Below are 19,359 nucleotides of genomic sequence, written 5' to 3'. Positions count from 1 at the left end.
GTCGGGATTAGGGCAGATTGAGACGAATGAGAACGATACCGCCGCAGACAGTCGATGCTTAGGGGCAAATATATCCATTCGCCCCTAGGATAGCCCAATAGACTAATTTACTGCCGTTAATGCTAATAAGGCGACGAAGGCGTGTTCAAATAACACGAGGCCTTCTTGTTGTAGGATTTCGCCTTCTTGATCGAGGTCGATACCGAGTGCAGCAAGGGCGGCGAGGTGTTGTTGGCTGCCGCTACGGTCACTGTCGAGGGTGGCTGCGGCTTGGCCGTGGTCACGGAACGCCAACAAAGTGGCATCCGGCACCGTATTAATGGTTTCAGCACCAATCAACTGCTCCACATATAACACATCAGAATAAGCCGGATTTTTCGTGCCAGTGCTGGCCCATAACAGATATTGCGGACGCGCCCCTTGCGCTTTCAATGCCGCAAATTCCATTCCATGAAAACGCTCACGATAACGCTGATATACCGAGCGCGCTAAGGCCAGCGCAGTTTTACCCTGTAATTCAGCCGGTAGGCGAGGGTCGAGACGGCTATCAATACGGGATAAGAAGAAACTGGCCACCGCTTTGACTTGATGTAAGGTATGACCGTCTTGCTCACGCTCATTTAACCCTTGCACATACGCATCCCATGTTGCTTCAACTTGTGCAGCAGAGAACAATAAGGTGATGTTGACATTGATACCTTCGCGGATTAGATGCCGCAGGGCAGCAATACCAGCAGCAGTAGCAGGAATTTTAATCATGGCATTTGGCCGCTCAATCGCCTGCCACAAGCGGCGGGCAGCAGCCAATGTACCTTCGACATCATGGGCTAAAGCCGGTGACACTTCGAGGCTGACATAGCCCTCTTCCCCGTGTGTTTCGCGATAGCGAGGCAACAAAATATCGCAAGTCGCTTGAATATCTGGCAAGACCAATGCTTCATAACGCGCTTCTGCTGACAAATTAGGGTCGGCTTTCAACGCAGCTAAATCATTTTGATAAAGGGCATCGTTGGCAATTGCCTTGTGAAAAATAGCAGGGTTGGAAGTGACCCCCGCAATTCCATCTTGTTCAATCCACTGTTTTAATGCACCCGACTGCCACAACTCGCGCGATAAATTGTCGAGCCAAATCCCTTGTCCAAATGCACGGACTGCTTGTAAGCGAGAGTTCACAATAGCTACTCCATCGATTTTTTGTTTTGTTGTATCCAGCCCACATCCTAGCGCGGCTGAGCCATTGCCTCAATGCTCACTGTCATCAACATGGATGAGACGATCGCTTGGGAATACCACGCTGAATGTGCTGCCGCGCTCTAATTCACTGTCCACTTCTAACCGCGCATGATGTCGTGCCAACACATGTTTAACAATGGCAAGCCCAAGCCCCGTGCCACCGGTTCCACGCGAACGGCCACGATCAACACGGTAAAAACGCTCGGTTAAACGCGGGATATGTTCACGTGCAATACCAATCCCCGTATCGGTGACACTGAACACCGCCCGTTCATGATCAGTACCCTTGCCGTCGACCCGCCAACGCAAGGTAATCGTGCCGCCTTCTGGGGTATAACGCACCGCATTTGACACCAAGTTACCAAACGCACTGTGTAATTCAGAGGGTTCACCAGACAGATTCATGATGGCCACTTCAGCCAATACCACCTGATGCCGGCCTTGTGATAGCCCTTCGGCTTCGATCAGCAACGTACGCAGCATATCTTCCATTTCCACCACATCATGCGCCGATGAAATTGGGTTGCTTTCTAAGCGTGATAGCGTCAGCAAGTCTTCCACCAAATTTTGCATACGTTTTGCCTGCTCCATCATCATCGGCAAAAATTGACGCAAGGTCTGGCTATCGACATCAGGCATATCAGACAGGGTTTCTAAGAACCCACCTACCACTGTCAGTGGGGTACGCAATTCGTGGGAAACATTGGCGACAAAATCGCGGTGAACGGTTTGCACCCGCTCTAATTGAGTAATGTCTCTTGATAACAGCAATTTACGGGTGGAATCGAAAGGCACCAACTGCACCGACAATACCAACTCTCCCCCCGAGCGCATTTGGCGCAGGATTTGTGGTTGGCTGTATTGCTGTTCGGTGAGATAGGCATGAAAACCCGGTTGGCGAACAAGATTGGCAATTTGTGAACCAATATCTTGCTTGCGATTGAGTGAAAAATGTTCGACGGCCATCGGATTGAACCATTCAATCCGATCCAGCTCATCCAACACCACCACCCCATCAGGCATGGCCTCACCGGCATTGATAAAGCGTTCTAATACATTGGCCAGTTTCTTTTGCGACAAACTTTGTTGGCGGCTTTGGCGATATAACAATGAAAAGACCTGATCCCAATTCCCATAACCATCGGGAATTTTGTCAGGCTGCGGGTCGTGCAGCCACTGCAATAGCGCCCGTAAATGCCACAGATGGAACAATAGCCATAACAGTAGCCCGGTGCTCAGTACCACCAACCCATATTCATTCTCGGTGGCCCATGCAACAAGGAGAGAGACTACAGCTAGTAGGAAAAATCCTTTGAGACATCGCCAAAAGAATGCATTCACGCCGCTACACCTGTGGAGAGAAACGATAGCCAGTGCCGCGCACAGTCTGGATTAAAGCAGCATGACCAGACGGCTCCAATGCACAACGTAAGCGGCGGATATGAACATCCACCGTTCTTTCTTCGACGAATACATGGTCACCCCAGACTTGATCTAATAGCTGGGTTCGCGAATGCACACGCTCGGGATGGGTCATAAAGAAATGCAATAAGCGGAATTCAGTCGGGCCCAACTCAACCGGTTGGTCGTGTGCGGAAACGCGATGGGTGGCAGGGTCAAGCCGCAAGCCCAACACTTCGACTGCATCATCCGTCATTTGTGGCGCACGGCGGCGCAACACCGCTTTAATCCGTGCTTGCAGCTCACGCGGGCTAAAAGGTTTGGTGATGTAGTCATCCGCACCCGTTTCGAGGCCAATCACCTTGTCTTGCTCTTCGGAACGGGCGGTTAACATAATGATCGGAATGCCGCGTGTGCGTTCATCTGCACGCAATTTCTTGGCAAATTCAATCCCAGACGCCCCCGGTAACATCCAGTCTAATAACACCAAATCGGGCAAAGCATTACGCACCAATGTCCACGCATTTTCAGCCGAAGCTGCGCGCAAGACATGATGTCCAGCTTGAACCAAATTAAAGGCAATCAGCTCTTGAATAGCAGGCTCGTCTTCGACGAGCAGGATGTTAGCAGGCATGAACAGCGTCCTTGGCAATGAAAATATTGTGGCAAGCATAAAAACGCTTCGTTACAAAAAGATGAAAAGTCTGGCAGCGATTTTTTTTACTTTGCAAAAAGAAGTAATATGGAGTGCTTTGATTCGAGCTATTTAGCATGCAAACGTCTACCGATCCCCGTGTCATCAAGCGCATTCTGTTATTCAGTGGGCTGATCGTGACCCTTTCAATGGGGATTCGCCATTCATTTGGTTTGTACTTATCCCCGATGACGCTCGACCTTGGCTGGGGGCGAGAACAATTTGCTTTTGCCATCGCCTTGCAAAATCTCTTGTGGGGTGCGGCACAACCCTTTACCGGCATGATCGCCGATGTCTGGGGCGCACGGCGGGTGTTAATTGTTGGGGCACTGCTGTATTTAGTGGGTTTAGTGCTGATGGCTGGCGCGGCTACCCCGCTAGGCTTCGATGTTGGGGCAGGGGTGTTAGTCGGTTTGGGTCTGTCAGGTACGACTTATAGCGTGGTATTTGGTGTCATTGGTCGTGTGGTGCCAGCAGAAGGACGCAGCAAAGCATTAGGCTTGGTCAGCGCCGCCGGATCAATTGGACAGTTTTTAATGTTACCACTGGCACAAAGCCTAATTTCACAATTGGGCTGGAGTTTGGCCTTGTTGTGTAGTGCCTTACTGATTGCCTTGATTCTGCCTGCATCACGGCCTTTGGTCGCCCCCAGCCCACCCAAACATATCAGCCATTCAGGACAAGGCTTACGGCAAGCCCTGCAACAGGCGTTTAGCAATCCCAGTTTCTTACTGTTGGGGTTCAGTTATTTTGTCTGTGGCTTTCAGGTGACGTTTATCGGTACCCATTTACCGGCCTATCTGGCCGATGCCGGCCAATCAGCAGAGTTGGGCACGCTGTGTCTGGCGTTAATTGGCTTATTTAATATTGCCGGTACCTATTTATTTGGGCAATGGGGGGGCGTGCATAGCAAAAAACATCTGTTGGCAGTGATTTACTTTGGCCGTGTGCTATTGGTGGTATGGTTTATCAACACCCCTTTGTCACCCGCCAGCGCCATGTTCTTTGCCGGAGCCATGGGGTTTTTATGGTTAGCCACCGTTCCACTCACCAATGGGCTGATTGCACAAATTTTTGGGGTGCAATATATGGCAACACTGGGCGGGATTGTGTTTTGTGCCCATCAAGTAGGCAGTTTTATTGGCGTGTGGATGGGTGGCCGTGTGTTTGACACCACCGGCAGCTATGATTGGATTTGGTACGGCTCGATGGCGCTGGGTGTTACGGCAGCAGCATTGTGTCTTCCGATTAAACAACATTCCCTCACACCGGCTCACTCAACATGAAATCATGGCTCTGGTATTGGGTGTTGATGGTGATATTAGCACTGGCCTTTATCGCCTACCTTCAACCCAGTTTTATCCTTGAATATGGACAAAGTATGTTGTGTTAACACCCAGCCACTGTACCGCCCCGAGCTGGGGCGGTGTGTCGCTTATTTTGCTAATAACTGTTTTAACACTGCACATAGTGTGGCGATTTCTTGCTCGGTACCAATCGAGATACGTAAGAATTGGTCAATACGCGGTGCATTAAAGTGGCGAACAATAATGGCATGTTGGCGCAGCTGTGCGGCCAATGTCGCCGCATCGTGTTGGGGATGACGAGCAAACACAAAATTCGCCAACGACGGCAATACCTCAAACCCCAATGCAGTGAGTTCTGCCGTCAATGCCTCGCGTGTAGCGATGACTGCCGCGCAGGTTTGTTGAAAATAGGCCTCGTCTTCCAACGCTGCACTTGCACCTGCCAACGCTAAACGGTCAAGAGGATAGGAGTTGAAACTGTTTTTCACTCGCTCTAAGCCAGCAATCAAATCTGGATGACCGACAGCAAAGCCCACACGCAACCCCGCCAAAGAACGCGATTTTGATAAGGTTTGGGTAACCAATAAATTTGGATACCGCGACACCAATGCAATCGCTGTCTCACCGCCAAAATCGACATAAGCCTCGTCCACCACAATCACCGATTGTGGATGGGCTTGCAATAATTGTTCAATCTCGGCCAAGGGCAAATACCGTCCCGTTGGCGCATTGGGATTGGGGAAAATAATTGCCCCGTTTTCTTGCTGATAATCAGCTACCTGAATTGCAAATTGCTCATCCAATGGCACCAAACGGTAGTCAATTCCATACAAACCGCAGTAAACCGGATAAAAACTGTAAGTAATATCGGGAAAGAGCAACGGCTTATCCTGTTTCAACAGTGCCATGAAAACATGCGCCAACACTTCATCTGAACTGTTGCCGACAAAAACATGTTGTCGTGTCAAACCATGCCGTGCCGCCACCGCATCTTTCAGCACATCGCCATTCGGATCGGGATAGAGGCGCAGGCTGTCATCTGTCGCTGCGCGAATAGCGGCTAAGGCCTTGGGCGATGGGCCATAGGGGTTCTCATTGGTATTGAGTTTGATGAGGTTGTGTAATTTTGGCTGTTCACCAGGGGTATAGGGTTTTAGGCTGTGAACCACAGCACTCCAATATTGACTCATGGGCTGAACTTTCTTAACAACGGCCACAGTTTTTGCGAAAAATCAGCAAAAGCGGCGCAGGATAACGATACAAGGTGCATACTTGGCAAACAGGAATGGTATCATGCAGGCAACAGGTGTTTGTGCCTGCTCGAGAACCTTTTATCCCTAAGATGAAATCGCCATGCGGCAAGCCGAAATCACACGAAATACACTCGAAACGCAAATCACTGTTCGCATCAATTTAGATGGGACAGGCTGTTCTCATTTCGAGACGGGCGTTCCTTTTCTTGATCACATGATGGATCAAATTAGCCGTCACGGTTTGATTGATCTCGATATTGTGGCCAAGGGTGACTTGCATATTGATGCCCACCACACGGTGGAAGACATTGGTATCACCTTAGGGCAAGCCTTTGCGAAAGCCATTGGTGATAAAAAGGGCATTCGCCGCTATGGCCACGCCTATGTCCCCCTCGATGAGGCCTTATCACGGGTGGTGATTGATCTATCTGGTCGTCCAGGTTTGACTTACAACCTTCCCTTTACCCGCGCTAGCATCGGTCAGTTCGACGTCGATTTGTTTAGCGAGTTCTTTCATGGTTTCGTCAATCACAGCATGGTGACCCTGCACATTGACAATCTGCGCGGTGAAAACAGCCATCATCAAGCCGAAACTGTCTTCAAAGCCTTTGGTCGCGCTTTACGCATGGCCTGTGAGTACGACGACCGGATGGTTGGCGTGACGCCTTCCACTAAAGGAACGCTAACGGCATGAAAGTCGCAATCATAGACTACGGCATGGGTAATCTACACTCAGTGCTGAAATCGGTCGAAGCGGTTAACCACGGTGGTGCGGATGTCTTTCTGACCCGCGATCCTGATGCAGTGGTCGCTGCCGACAAGGTAATTTTCCCTGGTCAAGGTGCGATGCCAGACTGTATGCGTGAATTGCGTAGCTATGGCCTTGCCGAGGCGGTGTTAGAAACCACACGCACCAAACCCTTCTTTGGCATTTGTGTTGGGGCTCAGTTGCTACTCGACCATAGCGAAGAAGGTGATACCGCCGGTTTGGGTGTTTTTGCTGGTGATGTGGTACGGTTTGCCAGTGGATTGGTTGATGCACAGGGTCAGCGTTTGAAAGTGCCTCACATGGGTTGGAATCGGGTCTATCAAAACCGCGCCCACCCACTGTTTGCGGGTATTGCCGATGGCGAGCGTTTTTACTTTGTTCACAGCTATTACTTTCAACCGCAAGAAACAGCCTTAACACTGGCAGAAAGTGAATACCCACAGCGTTTTTCGTGCATCATTGGCCGAGACAACGTGTTTGCAACACAGTTTCACACCGAAAAAAGCCACCATGCGGGCTTAAAAATGATGGAAAACTTTTTGGCTTGGGATGGCGTTGCGTAATGCAGGCGAACTCCCCTTTGTAATCAATCTTCTCTGTTAACCCGATACCCTACAACGCATCATGCTACTCATCCCTGCGATCGATTTGAAAGACGGCCAATGCGTGCGCTTGCGCCAAGGCGAAATGAACGATGCCACTATTTTCTCGGATGATCCGGTCAAAGTCGCCATTCACTGGCGTGACCAAGGCGCCCGCCGCCTGCATCTGGTAGATCTGAATGGCGCGTTTGCCGGCAAACCCAAAAATTTCTCGGTGATCCGCGACATTCTGGGCGAAGTGGGCAACGATATGCCGGTCCAGTTGGGCGGCGGTATCCGCGATTTGGACACCATTGACCGCTATCTCGACCTCGGTCTGAAATACGTGATCATCGGCACGGCAGCGGTAAAAAATCCTGGCTTTTTGCACGATGCCTGTGATGCTTTCCCCGGCCAAGTGATTGTTGGTTTGGATGCCAAAGATGGCATGGTTGCCACAGATGGTTGGGCAAAAGTGACCCAACATAATGTGATCGACATGGCACGCCGCTTCCAAGATTATGGTGTGGTGTCCGTGATTTATACCGACATTGGCCGCGATGGTATGTTGTCTGGCGTCAATATCGAAGCCACGGTCAAACTGGCACAAGCCTTGACGATTCCGGTGATTGCCTCTGGTGGCCTGACCAACCTCGACGATGTCAAAGCCTTGTGTGCGGTCGAAAGCGAAGGCATCGAAGGGGCCATTACAGGTCGTGCTATTTATGAAGGCACTGTCGATTTCCAAGCTGCCCAAACCCTCGCTGACGAATTGTCTGACGCTTAATTTTGTTCATGTGGGCAACGTCCAAGCGTTGCCCGGTTAAAGAAATCGCCATGCTTGCTAAACGCATCATCCCCTGCCTTGACGTAACTGCTGGTCGTGTGGTCAAAGGTGTGAATTTCTTAGGCCTGCGTGATGCCGGTGATCCGGTGGAAATTGCCCGTCGTTACGATGAGCAGGGCGCAGATGAACTGACGTTCCTTGATATCACGGCATCTAGTGATGCCCGCGATATTATCTTGCATATTATTGAAGCCGTTGCTTCGCAGGTTTTTATTCCCCTTACCGTCGGTGGTGGCGTGCGTGAAGTGGCTGATGTCCGCCGCTTGCTCAACGCGGGTGCCGATAAAGTCAGTATCAATACCTCTGCTGTGCTCAACCCTCAGTTGGTCAAAGATGCCGCCGACCGTTTTGGCTCACAAGCAATTGTGGTGGCAATTGATGCCAAAGCCGTTTCGCCAGCCAACGACCGCTGGGAAGTGTTCACCCACGGAGGTCGTAAAGCAACCGGACTGGATGCGGTAGAGTGGGCACAGAAAATGCAGGCACTTGGTGCGGGTGAGATTTTATTGACCAGTATGGATCGGGACGGCACCAAAATTGGTTTTAACCTGCCATTAACCCGTGCGGTCAGTGATGCAGTCGATATTCCAGTGATTGCCTCCGGTGGCGTGGGTAATGTGCAACATTTGGTTGATGGCGTGCTACATGGTCATGCGGATGCAGTATTAGCCGCCAGTATTTTCCACTTCGGTGAACACACAGTAGAAGAAGCCAAACGCGCCATGCAACAAGCCGGTATCGAGGTTCGCTTATGAGCACATGGTTAGAGGAAATCCGCTGGGATAACCAAGGTTTAGTCCCAGTCATCGCCCAAGATGCCAACAGCCAACGCATTTTGATGTTTGCCTATGCCAACCGCGAAGCCGTGGCATTAACAGCAGAAAAAGGTACCGCCCACTATTGGACGCGCAGCCGGCAAAAACTGTGGCACAAAGGCGAAGAATCCGGCCATTTCCAACACGTGCGCGAGATTCGCTTAGATTGCGATGGTGATGTGATCATTTATTCAATCGATCAAGAAGGTGGCATTGCCTGTCATACTGGGCGTGAAAGTTGTTTCTTCCGTGTATTGCGCAATGGCGCATGGGAAATCACCGACGAGGTGAAAAAAGACCCCAGCCAAATTTATGCCCACGGTCACGGCCACTAATACGCCTTTTCACGCCGCTTTCACCTCAAGCGTGTAAGCTCAAGCGTGATGCCGACTGAACTTGTCTGTTATTGTTTTGTCCCTTAGAAATTGGAGAGTTAGCATGATTCACGCTGAAGTGCTGTATCACATCGCCGACACCTTAGAAAGCCGCAAGGGTGCTGATCCGGCCTCGTCTTATGTGTCGAGTCTGTTACATCAAGGGCAAGACACCATCTTGAAAAAAGTGGCAGAAGAAGCGGCAGAAACGCTGATGGCTTCGAAAGACGGTGATCGCTTGCATTTGGTGCGCGAAGTGGCCGATTTGTGGTTCCACACCATGGTTCTGTTAACTCACCACGGGCTGCGCCCTGAGCATGTGTTAGACGAATTGCATCGCCGTGAGGGGATTTCCGGTCACGACGAAAAAGCATCACGTCAGCAATAATCAAGAAGGAAATGTGATGAGTGCTTGCCTGTTCTGTAAGATCGCGGCAGGCACGATCCCATCTAAAATCGTGTATGAAGATGAGGACGTGCTGGCCTTTCACGACATCAACCCGATTGCCCCTGTGCATTTTTTAATTATCCCAAAACAGCATATCGACTCTTTGGCCCACGCCACGGCAGACGATGAAGCGCTATTGGGTAAACTATTAGGCCTTGCGCCACGTTTGGCGGCTGAACAGGGCTTGAAAAATGGCTTTAAGACAGCCATCAACACCGGACGCGGTGGTGGACAGGAAGTCTTCCATTTACACATTCACGTTTTTGGCCATCCTGGCTAAGTTTTGAAAAGGTAGTCACTCATGGGTTCTTTTAGCATTTGGCACTGGCTGGTGGTGTTGCTGGTAGTGGTGCTGATTTTTGGTACCAAAAAATTGCGTAATATCGGCCAAGACCTAGGCGGCGCAGTCAAAGGCTTCAAAGAGGGAATGAACTCAGAGGAGAACAAAGCAGCAACCGATACCCCTACGGCAAACACCACAGCCAACAAAGAAGGTGGCCGCGTGATTGATGTCGAACCGACTCAAGATAAAAAGTAAGCCTTATCGTGTTTGAGATCAGCTTCGGCGAATTGATTGTGATTGGGATTGTCGCTTTGGTGGTCATTGGCCCCGAGCGACTGCCCAAGGTTGCACGGACAGTGGGGGCGTTAATTGGTCGGGCACAACGCTTTGTGCATTCGGTAAAAACCGATATTCAACGTGAGGTCAATGTCAGCGAGCTAAAACAGCTACAAGCCGATGTGACCGATGCCGCACGACAGTTTGAAGACAGCGTGCGTAAACACAGCGATGACATTAGCCAGCCGTTGCAAGACGTCCGCGATAGCCTACGCACCACCCCATCTCCTAATCACACCGACCCCTCTCCTCCTTCGGTTTCTTCTGACAGTAAAAAATGAGCGATCCCTCGCAACAGCCTCTGATCGCCCACCTCATCGAATTGCGTACCCGTCTGATTCGTGCGCTGCTGGGCATCATTTTGGTTTTTCTTGGTTTATTTCACTGGGCTGGTGATATTTATCGGTTATTGGCATTGCCGATGATGGAAGTTCTACCCGCAGGGGCCCAGATGATTGCAACCGATGTTACCACGCCATTCTTCGTTCCGATGAAGGTCACCATGATGGTGGCGTTCTTGGTTTCGCTACCGCATAGCTTGTATCAAGCTTGGGCTTTTGTTGCACCCGGCTTGTATCAACACGAAAAACGATTGGCTTTGCCGTTAATCGTATCTTCATTTGTGTTGTTTCTCGTCGGCATGGCCTTCGCTTATTTTCTGGTTTTTCCAGTGGTGTTTGGCTTTATGAGCTCGGTGACTCCCGATGGAGTCTCGATGATGACGGATATTGATAAATATCTTTCGTTTGTGCTCGGCATGTTCTTCGCTTTTGGTGTGACTTTTGAAGTGCCAGTGGTGGTGATTGTGTTGAGCAAGCTCGGCATTGTCAGCCTCGAACAGCTCAAACAAGCACGGCCCTATGTGATTGTCGGCGCATTTGTGATTGCCGCCATCGTGACACCACCGGATGTGTTGTCACAAATCATGCTCGCGGTACCCCTGTGGTTGTTATACGAATTTGGGATTGTGATGGCCGGTTGGTTAGGCAAGCCCGCCACCGCGACTGAGCACGAGGAAAGGTAAGCGATGTCAGAACGACACTTGCTATGGCTAGCAGCAACAAGCCTGATTGGTTTAATTCTGTGGACGCTGGCATGGGAGCTTTGGCTTGCCCCACTACGCCCGGGAGGTTCGTTGTTAGCATTGAAAGCAGTGATTTTATTGCTGCCTCTGCGAGGTGTATTAGCCGGTAAACGCTACACCTACCAATGGGCGAGCATGTTTATCTTGTTCTTCTTTGGTGAGGGCGTGATGCGTGCTTGGTCAGATATCGATCCGACTTCGCGTTTAATGGCTTGGGGAGAGATTGTGTGGTGTACAGTGTTTTTTGTTACCGCCATTTATTACGCCAAAGCCACCCGTCACAGCCAACCCCGCCGAACGCTTTCTTAAACACTGTCTCTTTTATACGACAAAAAAGCGCCACCCATAACGGGGGCGCTTTTTTATGATCGTTCACTCACCAGTGGCGAGTCAGCGATTATTTCTTAGCAGCAGGGGCAGCCTGTTTAGTGGCTTGCGACACCACTTCGCCAGCCGCTTTAGCGGAATTTGCTGCAGCAGCAACACCCGCTTCAGCCAATTCGGTGCTCACTTTTTTCGCAGTTTTTGCCACGCTGTCGTAAGCAGCAGTTGCCGAGGTCAACACGTTTTTGATGGCGTTGATGGCTGGCTCACCGGCTGGATTGGTTTTAGCGATTTTGTCCAAGTTAGCGCACAGTTGTTTGTTGAATTCCAACAGTTGTTCTTCAACAAAAGATTGCACTTCGTTTTGGGTCAACACAGCAGCGTCGTACAGGCTACGTGCGGCGTTCAGCGAGTTATCCACAGCAGGTTGTGCCAAGCTGGTGGAGATTTCTGCCAGTTTTTTCGGGTCTTTGGCTTCGGTCAGGGCTTTAACCGTCTCAACGTTTTGGTCGAGGATTTTTTTGCCCAATTCCATGTTCAGCGAAGCAAAACGCTCAGCGGTGGACAGAACGATGTTCGACAGGCGCATTGCCTTCTCTACATTCGCTTGACCGAGGCTAGCCAGTTGTTCGTGTGCATTTGCGAGAGAGTTAGTGTTCAACATGATGTCTTCCTTTGTGTCTTGAAAAAAAGGCCTGAATAAAAGATCGCAGCTCAGGCAGCTCTATTAAGAGAGGAAAGACTGCCTTTGTTTGACAGCTTCACTCTATGCTGCACTGCAACATGGTTCAAGAATAAACGTTAAAACAGATTTGGTCAAGTTTTTATTGCGTTGCACAAAAGTGGCAAGTCTTTAAATTGTCACGATATTTTTCTTTTTGCAAATCTTCGTTTGAATACAAACGCAAATCGTGTTGAAGAGAGCGCGCAATAATGAGTAAACTGCGACTATTGTTTAATTCAATCGCAGTTCATGCGACCATGTCACCTTATAAATCCCCGTTTGACATCAAGTCTGCCAGTATTGATGCACTTGCGCTGCATCTCTACACGCTAGACCTTGCCCGGCTAGAACAGGCCTTCTCCGTTCGTCTGGCAAAACGTGCGGGTCAACTTCTCCACGAACCCACACTGCTTGATTTGGCCACCCTTGAGGTCAACACCAGTGTGGATGAACTATTAGCCTTGCGTGAATTGACCGCACGCTTTGGCTTACAAGCGATTAGCATCCGCCATCCTGATCCAAGCCTCGCAGATATTGCGGCGGCAGCAGGTTTAGGGTGGATGCCACCGGTGATTGAAAGCACTCGCTTATTAGCAGCGACGGCAGAAGCCATTCCCGATGCCATCGCTGCGCCTGCGCCAGAGGCGGACATCCCAGCAATCACGGGGGAAACTGCGGCTGTCGTTGCCGCAACTGAAGAGGAAGTTTCTGCTTCCACAGAGCAGCCAGCAACCGTTATCGAACAGCATCCGATAGCCGCTGCTGAAACAATAGTGGATAAACCCGCTTTACCTACACGGCACAAAACTTTAATCATTGATAAGCCAGTGCGAACTGGCCAACAAATCTATGCTAAAGGTGGTGACCTTATTGTTTTAGCAACCATCAGCGGTGGTGCCGAAGTGATTGCAGATGGCAACATCCATATTTACGCACCGCTACGAGGTCGAGCACTCGCAGGGGCACATGGCGATATGTCAGCACGAATTTTTGTGCATCGCTTTGAGCCAGAACTGATTTCGATTGCTGGCTTCTACCGTACTTTCGATACCGAGCCCCCGGTCAGTCTCAAGGGGCACAGCGTTCAGGTGTATCTGGATGCCGAGCGTTTGGTAATTGCACCATTAACCTGAACCACACCAGTTTGATAAGGATAGTACTGTGGCAAGAATCATTGTGATTACCTCTGGTAAAGGTGGCGTGGGAAAAACCACCACCAGCGCCAGCTTTGCTGCCGGTTTGGCTTTACGTGGCCACAAAACCGTCGTCATCGACTTTGATGTCGGTTTGCGGAACCTTGACTTGATTATGGGCTGTGAACGGCGTGTCGTTTACGACATCATCAACGTCATTAACAATGAATCTTCTTTAAACCAATCACTGATTAAAGATAAGCATTGCGACAATCTTTACATCTTGCCCGCCTCTCAAACACGGGACAAAGATGCGTTAACCCTCGAAGGGGTTGAACGGGTCATCAATGAATTAGCAAAAGACTTTGAATACATTGTTTGTGATTCGCCAGCAGGCATTGAAAAAGGCGCGCTGACTGCACTGTATTTTGCCGATGAGGCGATTGTGGTGACCAACCCAGAAGTCGCCTCTGTGCGTGATTCTGACCGTATCCTCGGCCTGCTCGCTTCCAAGTCACGTCGTGCAATCGAAAGTCTCGAACCGATTCGAGAACATCTACTGGTTACGCGCTATGCACCAGAACGGGTAGAAAAAGGTGAGATGCTATCGGTGAATGATGTGAAAGAAATTCTGCGCATTCCGTTCATTGGTGTGGTTCCAGAATCTCAGGCCGTATTACAGGCCTCTAACTCAGGGACACCGGTGATTCATGTCAATGGTGCAGATGCTTCTGATGCCTATAAAGACGTCGTCGCCCGTTTCTTAGGTGAAGACCGTCCTCATCGATTCTTAGATGTGCAAAAGGTTGGCCTACTCAAGCGCCTGTTTGGAGGCTAAAACAGCTATGTCCCTGATTGAAAAAATCTTTGGTCGTACCGAACCAAGCCCACCTGTGCGCAGCGTGGGCAGCGCCGCCGTGGCACGTGAACGCTTACAAATTATCTTGGCACACGAACGTGGCGATAATAATGAAGCTGCCCCCGACTATCTCCCCGCTTTACAAGCTGAACTGATGCAGGTGATCTCTAAATATATCCGCATCTCGCAAGAAGACATCAAAGTTCAATTCGAGCGGCAAAACAAATTTGAAGTGCTCGAGGTCAATATCATCTTGCCAGAAAAATAAATCATGACCCTAACCGAGCTGCGCTATATCGTTGCAGTCGCCCGTGAACGCCATTTTGGCCGTGCTGCTACACGTTGTTTTGTCAGTCAGCCAACTCTGTCTATTGCCGTTAAAAAATTTGAAGAAGAACTCGGCATTTCGCTATTTGAGCGTGGCACAGAAATCACCATCACGCCGCAAGGTGAGCCCATTATTCAACAAGCGCAGCTGGTGTTAGAACAGGTTGAACGCCTACGCTTACTTGCTAGCAGCCAACAAAATCAGCTGGCAGGGCCGCTGCGCTTAGGCATTATTTTCACCATCAGCCCCTATCTCTTACCCAGATTGATTCCAGCATTACAACAGACCACGCCAGAAATGCCGCTGTATCTGGAAGAGAATTACACCTCGCGTCTGACAGAGATGCTCAAGCTGGGTGAAATTGATGCAGCGATTGTGGCGGAACCGTTTGAAGAATCGGGTTTAGCCACCCTACCACTGTACGACGAGCCTTTTATTGTCGCCACCCCACGGCAACACCCGTGGGCACAACGCACCCAGATTGCACCGCAAGAGCTGGCACAAGAAAGCATTTTGCTGTTAGCACACGGCAACTGTTTCCGTGATCAAGTTTTGGCCTTATGTGATCGCCACAGCGAACCCTCGCTGCCACACACACCCGGGTTAGAAAGTTGGCAACATGGTTTACAAGGTAGCTCTTTGACCACTGTTCGCCACATGGTGGCCGGAGGATTGGGGATTACGGTTTTGCCGCTGACGTCGGTACAAAATGGCGACGAGGCTATGCTATCGCTTATCCCGTTTACCCCACCCGCCCCGACTCGGCGCGTGGTATTGGCCTACCGCCGGCAATACCCTCGCCAAAAAGCCATCGCCACCCTCGCCGAAGCGATTTATCAATGTGGATTAGCAGGTGTTACCATGCTGCCTTCTGTACGCTAACCATCTGATTTTGCTATGAGCACAAAACCACAAGTTCAAATCAATACCAGTTACGGCCCATTCATCATGGAGCTGTACCCAGAACAAGCCCCAAAAACGGTCAACAACTTCCTCAGTTATGTCGACAAAGACTTTTACACAGGCACCATCTTTCATCGGGTAATCAATCAATTTGTGGTGCAAGGCGGGGGGATGAATCAAAAGCTACAATTTAAAACCACCGATGCTGCGATTGAACTGGAAAGCAACACTGGCCTTAGCCATCTGCGTGGCACAGTGGCCATGGCTCGCACCAACGATCCCAACTCTGCCACTTCGCAATTTTTTGTGAATACGGTCGACAACACCAATCTCAATTATCAAAGCAGCACTCAGCCAGGTTATGCCGTCTTTGGTAAAGTCATTGATGGCCTAGATGTCATTGATAAAATCGAAAAAGCCAAAGTCGCCAACGTCACCATCAGCGGCACGCCCTATCAAGACTTTCCTTATCCCTATCTGATTTCGATTTACGGTGCAGAACGCTACGAAGCAGCAGCCAATCCCACGCTAACCAGCCATACCTTAAAAGGCAATGCCTACGGCATCGCAATTGCACAATATAGCGGAGCCCGCACAGATTACGGCGTGAAGTTAACCTCGAACAATACAATCAGCGTTACGAAGCTAGGCGGCAGCTATAGCCCTGAAACAGTGACAAAGGCATCGCGGCTGGAGTTTACTGATGGCAAATTTGCTTATGACTTGAATGGCAATGCAGGGAAAACGGCCTTGCTGATTAACGCTGCTTTTGGCCTTAATGCTTTGCAAGCAAATATTGTGAGCACTGGATTGGATTTATTCGATCAAGGGAAATCGATGCAGAGTGTGGCGGCATTGGCAGTGCAAACCCCATTGTTCCAATCCCTCGCGGGTGGCAGCGACAATGCGTCGTTTGTCAAAGCGGTCTACCGCAATGTCACCGGCAGTTTACCCGATGCAACAACCCAAGCGCTCTATCAGGGTATGCTCGACCGTGGCGAAACCACACAAGGCGATTTGTTAGCGGCAGCAGCGACATTACAAGCCAATGCCAATACGGTTGATTTGGTGGGCTTGGCTAACAGCGGTTTGGCCTATCTTTGAGACTCTCGACCCTCTGATAGGTGGGCACGGCTTGTGTGCCCACCCAATGCGCTATTGTCTGGGCAATAGGCGTTGTGCCGTATGTGGATTTTCTGCTTTCAAACGCGAAACGAACGCATCAAACTCGATATTGCATTGCGCTGTCAGTGTATTCGCCTCGGTCGCCAAGCGATCTAGCCGCAGTACGCTCGGTATCGGTGGACGCATGGCAAGAATGGCCACATTGCCGTGCGTTGTCGCCGGTAGTTGAAATGCCCATCCCTCAAACACTCGCGTTACCGTCTGAAAACGCCGCTCGAAAAACGGATCTTTACGCCAAAAATTCAGCGACAACACCCCCTCAGCCGACAAGGCTTGGCGGCAATCGTGCAGAAACGGCTCTCGCACCGTGTCCGCGACAATTTCCACGCCATCAAAAGCATCTACCAAAATCAGATCAAACTGCTGTTCACACTGCGCCATAAAAGCCACGCCATCCATGACGTGAATGGTGAGCCGTTCGCCTTCTTCCGGTAACTCAAACCACTGTCGCGCCGCCGCCACCACTTCAGCGTGCAGTTCAACCACCGTGTGCACGCTCTCCGGCAGATGTTCATAGCAAAACCGCAGTAAAGAACCCCCACCCAAACCGATATGAAGAATCCGTTTCGGTTGGCGATAAAACAGCAATCCACCCATCATCGCCCGTGTGTAGGACAACACCAATTCGGCAGGATGCCCGACATTCATCAGGCTTTGTACCGTATCCGTGCCCAACAACAACGCCCGCCCTTCGCCACTTTCGCATACCTCAACCGGCACCCCAGCACGCTGTCGCCGTCTTGCCGTCGGTACAGGCTTATGATGCACAGCCATCCCCTTTTGGACGGGAATCTAAAATACTGAATACTCGCCGTGGTGATGGGGTGGCGGTTTCGTCATCGTCTTCTTGCGGTGGCAATGGATCGTGGAAAGTTTGACGATCAAACGCGGTATCACCGTCAGCCATCGGCATGCCTGTCCGCTGTAAATCATGGAAGTTAAACAACCCTGTGTCGGCGAGGTGAGATGGCACCACATTTTGCAAACTGCGGAACATGGTTTCAATCCGCCCGGGGAAACGCTTATCCCAATCGGCCAACATTTCTTTCACCACCTGCCGTTGCAAATTGGGCTGTGAGCCACAGAGATTGCAAGGAATAATGGGAAATTGTCGCTGTTCGGCATAGCGAACAAGGTCTTTTTCTCGGCAATAGGCCAAAGGACGAATCACAATATGTTTGCCATCATCGCTGATGAGCTTAGGCGGCATGGCTTTTAGTTTTCCGCCGTAGAACATATTGAGAAACAGGGTTTCTAAAATGTCCTCGCGGTGATGGCCGAGGGCAATCTTGGTTGCGCCCAGTTCATCCGCCACGCGATATAAGATGCCACGCCGTAAGCGCGAGCACAGAGAACACGTGGTTTTTCCTTCAGGCACCAATTTTTTGACGATGCTATAGGTATCTTCTTCGATAATGCGATATTCAATACCTAATTGTGCCAAATAGGTTGGCAATACATCGGCGGGAAAACCAGGTTGTTTTTGGTCAAGATTCACCGCCACCAAGGAAAAGTCGATTGGCGCCGATTTTTGCAAGCCAAGCAAAATATCTAATAAGGCATAGCTATCTTTACCACCCGACAGGCATACCATCACCTTGTCGCCGGGTTCGATCATTTGGAAATCGTTGATCGCATCGCCAACGTGATGACGCAGACGTTTGGTTAATTTATTGGCTTGATAACGTGCTTTTTTCTCGGCTTCGGTGAGCTCAACCGCAACAGAAACAGACATAGGACATCGCCTAACAAACTGAAAAGGCGATGATTTTAGCAGATTGCACCGAGGGATTCTCTGGCGGCGTAGGTTGAAGTTGGGTTATGAGAACAGGTCGGCATGCGTCCCGCTACGCACGAAAACGACCAAACCGCTTTTGCCCGAGTCATCGAGTGTATAAATCAGCAGGAAGTCACCACCGATGTGACACTCGCGATGGCCAGCCCAGTCCCCTGTTAGCGGGTGGTCGAGCCATTCAGGCGGCAATGGCCCGTCGTTGGCAATCAGCAGCAGCATCGCTTCTTTCAGCCGATTCATGTCATAGCGGCCAGAGTGGGACAGACGCTGCCAATCCTTGAGAAAGTCCTTGGTGTAGTCCGACGCGCGAGGTAAGTTTGCCCGCTTACTTGCGGCTGGCTTCTTCGAGGTCATTCAGCAGAGCATCAGCAGTTGCAAAGCGAGCGCGACGGCTCTTGATAATTTCGTTGGCCTCGGCGATGGCGACAGAACTGGTGGCGTTTGGTGCCTTGAGCACGAAGGGCAATTCCTTGTCGGCAACAACACGGGTCAGAAAAACACGGATTGCATCGGAGAGGGTCAGACCCATCGAGGCCAGCGTTTCTGCAGCCTGCGCCTTGATTTTCTCGTCCACGCGAACATGAACCATAGTGGTGTTAGCAGCCATGATGACCTCCTATTGCGACTGATTGAGATACAAGGTATCTCACATTGTGGACAATCGCAAGGTAGATTCAAACCGT

The 19,359-nt window shown here is 50.4% G+C and carries 26 protein-coding genes; 17 read left to right on the top strand and 9 right to left on the bottom strand.

All coding sequences use genetic code 11. The annotated features are described in order from the left end of the window. Positions 1–102: 102 nt before the first annotated feature. From tal to phoB, 3 genes are all read right to left on the bottom strand, one after another. Positions 103–1,173 (bottom strand): transaldolase, encoded by a 1,071-nt coding sequence (gene tal / locus ACYVJG_RS05820; RefSeq protein WP_460430217.1) that lies wholly within the window; start codon positions 1,171–1,173, stop codon positions 103–105. 69 nt (positions 1,174–1,242) lie between these two features. After that, a complete protein-coding gene (gene phoR, locus ACYVJG_RS05815; RefSeq protein WP_460430216.1) occupies positions 1,243–2,574 on the bottom strand; it encodes a phosphate regulon sensor histidine kinase PhoR in 1,332 nt (443 codons plus the stop codon). Positions 2,575–2,578: 4 nt separating this feature from the next. Beyond that, complete coding sequence (gene phoB / locus ACYVJG_RS05810; protein ID WP_022652463.1) at positions 2,579–3,268, bottom strand: phosphate regulon transcriptional regulator PhoB; 690 nt, start codon at positions 3,266–3,268, stop codon at positions 2,579–2,581. A 137-nt stretch (positions 3,269–3,405) separates the two neighbouring features. Between phoB and ACYVJG_RS05805 the strand changes: the two genes are divergently transcribed. Next, a complete protein-coding gene (locus ACYVJG_RS05805) occupies positions 3,406–4,614 on the top strand; it encodes an MFS transporter (RefSeq protein WP_460430215.1) in 1,209 nt (402 codons plus the stop codon). 149 nt (positions 4,615–4,763) lie between these two features. On the opposite strand, the gene hisC is transcribed toward ACYVJG_RS05805, so the two are convergent. After that, positions 4,764–5,825 carry a histidinol-phosphate transaminase gene (hisC, locus tag ACYVJG_RS05800; protein WP_022652466.1) on the bottom strand — a complete coding sequence of 354 codons (1,062 nt, stop codon included), beginning with the start codon at positions 5,823–5,825 and terminating at the stop codon, positions 4,764–4,766. A gap of 163 nt (positions 5,826–5,988) precedes the next feature. Between hisC and hisB the strand changes: the two genes are divergently transcribed. The 11 genes from hisB to ACYVJG_RS05745 all read left to right on the top strand — a co-directional run bounded on the left by hisB (position 5,989) and on the right by ACYVJG_RS05745 (position 11,734). Beyond that, on the top strand, positions 5,989–6,582 hold the full coding sequence (hisB, locus tag ACYVJG_RS05795) for an imidazoleglycerol-phosphate dehydratase HisB (RefSeq protein WP_460430214.1): 594 nt from the start codon (positions 5,989–5,991) through the stop codon (positions 6,580–6,582). Continuing rightward, positions 6,579–7,220: an imidazole glycerol phosphate synthase subunit HisH gene (gene hisH, locus ACYVJG_RS05790; protein ID WP_460430213.1), complete on the top strand. Its 642-nt coding sequence runs from the start codon at positions 6,579–6,581 to the stop codon at positions 7,218–7,220. Before hisB ends, hisH begins: the two co-directional genes overlap by 4 nt. A 61-nt stretch (positions 7,221–7,281) precedes the next feature. Continuing rightward, the gene (gene hisA, locus ACYVJG_RS05785) at positions 7,282–8,025 is read left to right on the top strand and encodes a 1-(5-phosphoribosyl)-5-[(5-phosphoribosylamino)methylideneamino]imidazole-4-carboxamide isomerase (protein WP_460430212.1); all 744 of its coding nucleotides are present in this window, start codon (positions 7,282–7,284) and stop codon (positions 8,023–8,025) included. A gap of 50 nt (positions 8,026–8,075) precedes the next feature. Continuing rightward, on the top strand, positions 8,076–8,840 hold the full coding sequence (hisF, locus tag ACYVJG_RS05780) for an imidazole glycerol phosphate synthase subunit HisF (protein ID WP_460430211.1): 765 nt from the start codon (positions 8,076–8,078) through the stop codon (positions 8,838–8,840). Continuing rightward, positions 8,837–9,235, top strand: coding sequence for a phosphoribosyl-AMP cyclohydrolase (gene hisI, locus ACYVJG_RS05775; RefSeq protein WP_460430210.1), 399 nt, complete (start codon positions 8,837–8,839; stop codon positions 9,233–9,235). Before hisF ends, hisI begins: the two co-directional genes overlap by 4 nt. Positions 9,236–9,338: 103 nt before the next feature. After that, the gene (locus tag ACYVJG_RS05770) at positions 9,339–9,662 is read left to right on the top strand and encodes a phosphoribosyl-ATP diphosphatase (protein ID WP_460430209.1); all 324 of its coding nucleotides are present in this window, start codon (positions 9,339–9,341) and stop codon (positions 9,660–9,662) included. A 16-nt stretch (positions 9,663–9,678) separates the two neighbouring features. Then, positions 9,679–10,002 carry a histidine triad nucleotide-binding protein gene (locus ACYVJG_RS05765; RefSeq protein ID WP_460430208.1) on the top strand — a complete coding sequence of 108 codons (324 nt, stop codon included), beginning with the start codon at positions 9,679–9,681 and terminating at the stop codon, positions 10,000–10,002. A gap of 21 nt (positions 10,003–10,023) precedes the next feature. Next, positions 10,024–10,260, top strand: coding sequence for a Sec-independent protein translocase subunit TatA (tatA, locus tag ACYVJG_RS05760; protein WP_022652472.1), 237 nt, complete (start codon positions 10,024–10,026; stop codon positions 10,258–10,260). A gap of 8 nt (positions 10,261–10,268) precedes the next feature. Beyond that, on the top strand, positions 10,269–10,622 hold the full coding sequence (gene tatB, locus ACYVJG_RS05755) for a Sec-independent protein translocase protein TatB (RefSeq protein WP_052165347.1): 354 nt from the start codon (positions 10,269–10,271) through the stop codon (positions 10,620–10,622). Beyond that, positions 10,619–11,365 carry a twin-arginine translocase subunit TatC gene (tatC, locus tag ACYVJG_RS05750; RefSeq protein WP_460430207.1) on the top strand — a complete coding sequence of 249 codons (747 nt, stop codon included), beginning with the start codon at positions 10,619–10,621 and terminating at the stop codon, positions 11,363–11,365. The genes tatB and tatC overlap by 4 nt, the downstream gene beginning before the upstream one ends. Before the next feature lie 3 nt (positions 11,366–11,368). Then, on the top strand, positions 11,369–11,734 hold the full coding sequence (locus ACYVJG_RS05745; protein WP_460430206.1) for a DUF2069 domain-containing protein: 366 nt from the start codon (positions 11,369–11,371) through the stop codon (positions 11,732–11,734). Positions 11,735–11,822: 88 nt separating this feature from the next. Here the strand turns inward: ACYVJG_RS05745 and ACYVJG_RS05740 are convergent, their stop codons facing one another. Beyond that, complete coding sequence (locus tag ACYVJG_RS05740; RefSeq protein WP_460430205.1) at positions 11,823–12,413, bottom strand: phasin family protein; 591 nt, start codon at positions 12,411–12,413, stop codon at positions 11,823–11,825. 269 nt (positions 12,414–12,682) lie between these two features. Here ACYVJG_RS05740 and minC point away from each other — a divergent pair, with 269 nt between their 5' ends. Genes minC through ACYVJG_RS05715 form a run of 5 tightly spaced genes read left to right on the top strand, consistent with a single transcriptional unit; the run spans position 12,683 to position 16,800 of the window. Further along, on the top strand, positions 12,683–13,606 hold the full coding sequence (minC, locus tag ACYVJG_RS05735; protein ID WP_460430204.1) for a septum site-determining protein MinC: 924 nt from the start codon (positions 12,683–12,685) through the stop codon (positions 13,604–13,606). Positions 13,607–13,634: 28 nt separating this feature from the next. Then, a complete protein-coding gene (gene minD / locus ACYVJG_RS05730; protein WP_460430203.1) occupies positions 13,635–14,444 on the top strand; it encodes a septum site-determining protein MinD in 810 nt (269 codons plus the stop codon). Between the two features lie 7 nt (positions 14,445–14,451). Further along, a complete protein-coding gene (gene minE / locus ACYVJG_RS05725; protein WP_022652478.1) occupies positions 14,452–14,733 on the top strand; it encodes a cell division topological specificity factor MinE in 282 nt (93 codons plus the stop codon). A gap of 3 nt (positions 14,734–14,736) precedes the next feature. After that, positions 14,737–15,675: a LysR substrate-binding domain-containing protein gene (locus ACYVJG_RS05720; RefSeq protein WP_460430202.1), complete on the top strand. Its 939-nt coding sequence runs from the start codon at positions 14,737–14,739 to the stop codon at positions 15,673–15,675. Between the two features lie 15 nt (positions 15,676–15,690). After that, complete coding sequence (locus ACYVJG_RS05715) at positions 15,691–16,800, top strand: peptidylprolyl isomerase (protein WP_460430201.1); 1,110 nt, start codon at positions 15,691–15,693, stop codon at positions 16,798–16,800. 51 nt (positions 16,801–16,851) lie between these two features. On the opposite strand, the gene ACYVJG_RS05710 is transcribed toward ACYVJG_RS05715, so the two are convergent. The 4 genes from ACYVJG_RS05710 to ACYVJG_RS05695 form a co-directional block, all read right to left on the bottom strand. Next, complete coding sequence (locus ACYVJG_RS05710; protein WP_460430200.1) at positions 16,852–17,649, bottom strand: spermine/spermidine synthase domain-containing protein; 798 nt, start codon at positions 17,647–17,649, stop codon at positions 16,852–16,854. Further along, positions 17,639–18,616 (bottom strand): tRNA 2-thiocytidine(32) synthetase TtcA, encoded by a 978-nt coding sequence (ttcA, locus tag ACYVJG_RS05705; protein ID WP_460430199.1) that lies wholly within the window; start codon positions 18,614–18,616, stop codon positions 17,639–17,641. The genes ACYVJG_RS05710 and ttcA overlap by 11 nt, the downstream gene beginning before the upstream one ends. A gap of 84 nt (positions 18,617–18,700) precedes the next feature. Continuing rightward, positions 18,701–19,030, bottom strand: coding sequence for a type II toxin-antitoxin system YafQ family toxin (locus tag ACYVJG_RS05700; RefSeq protein WP_460430198.1), 330 nt, complete (start codon positions 19,028–19,030; stop codon positions 18,701–18,703). Next, complete coding sequence (locus tag ACYVJG_RS05695; RefSeq protein WP_460430197.1) at positions 19,002–19,283, bottom strand: type II toxin-antitoxin system RelB/DinJ family antitoxin; 282 nt, start codon at positions 19,281–19,283, stop codon at positions 19,002–19,004. The genes ACYVJG_RS05700 and ACYVJG_RS05695 overlap by 29 nt, the downstream gene beginning before the upstream one ends. Positions 19,284–19,359: the final 76 nt, after the last annotated feature.

The sequence above is a fragment of the Aquaspirillum soli genome (assembly GCF_054781915.1).
This window is presented reverse-complemented; position numbering and strand designations above follow the sequence as displayed.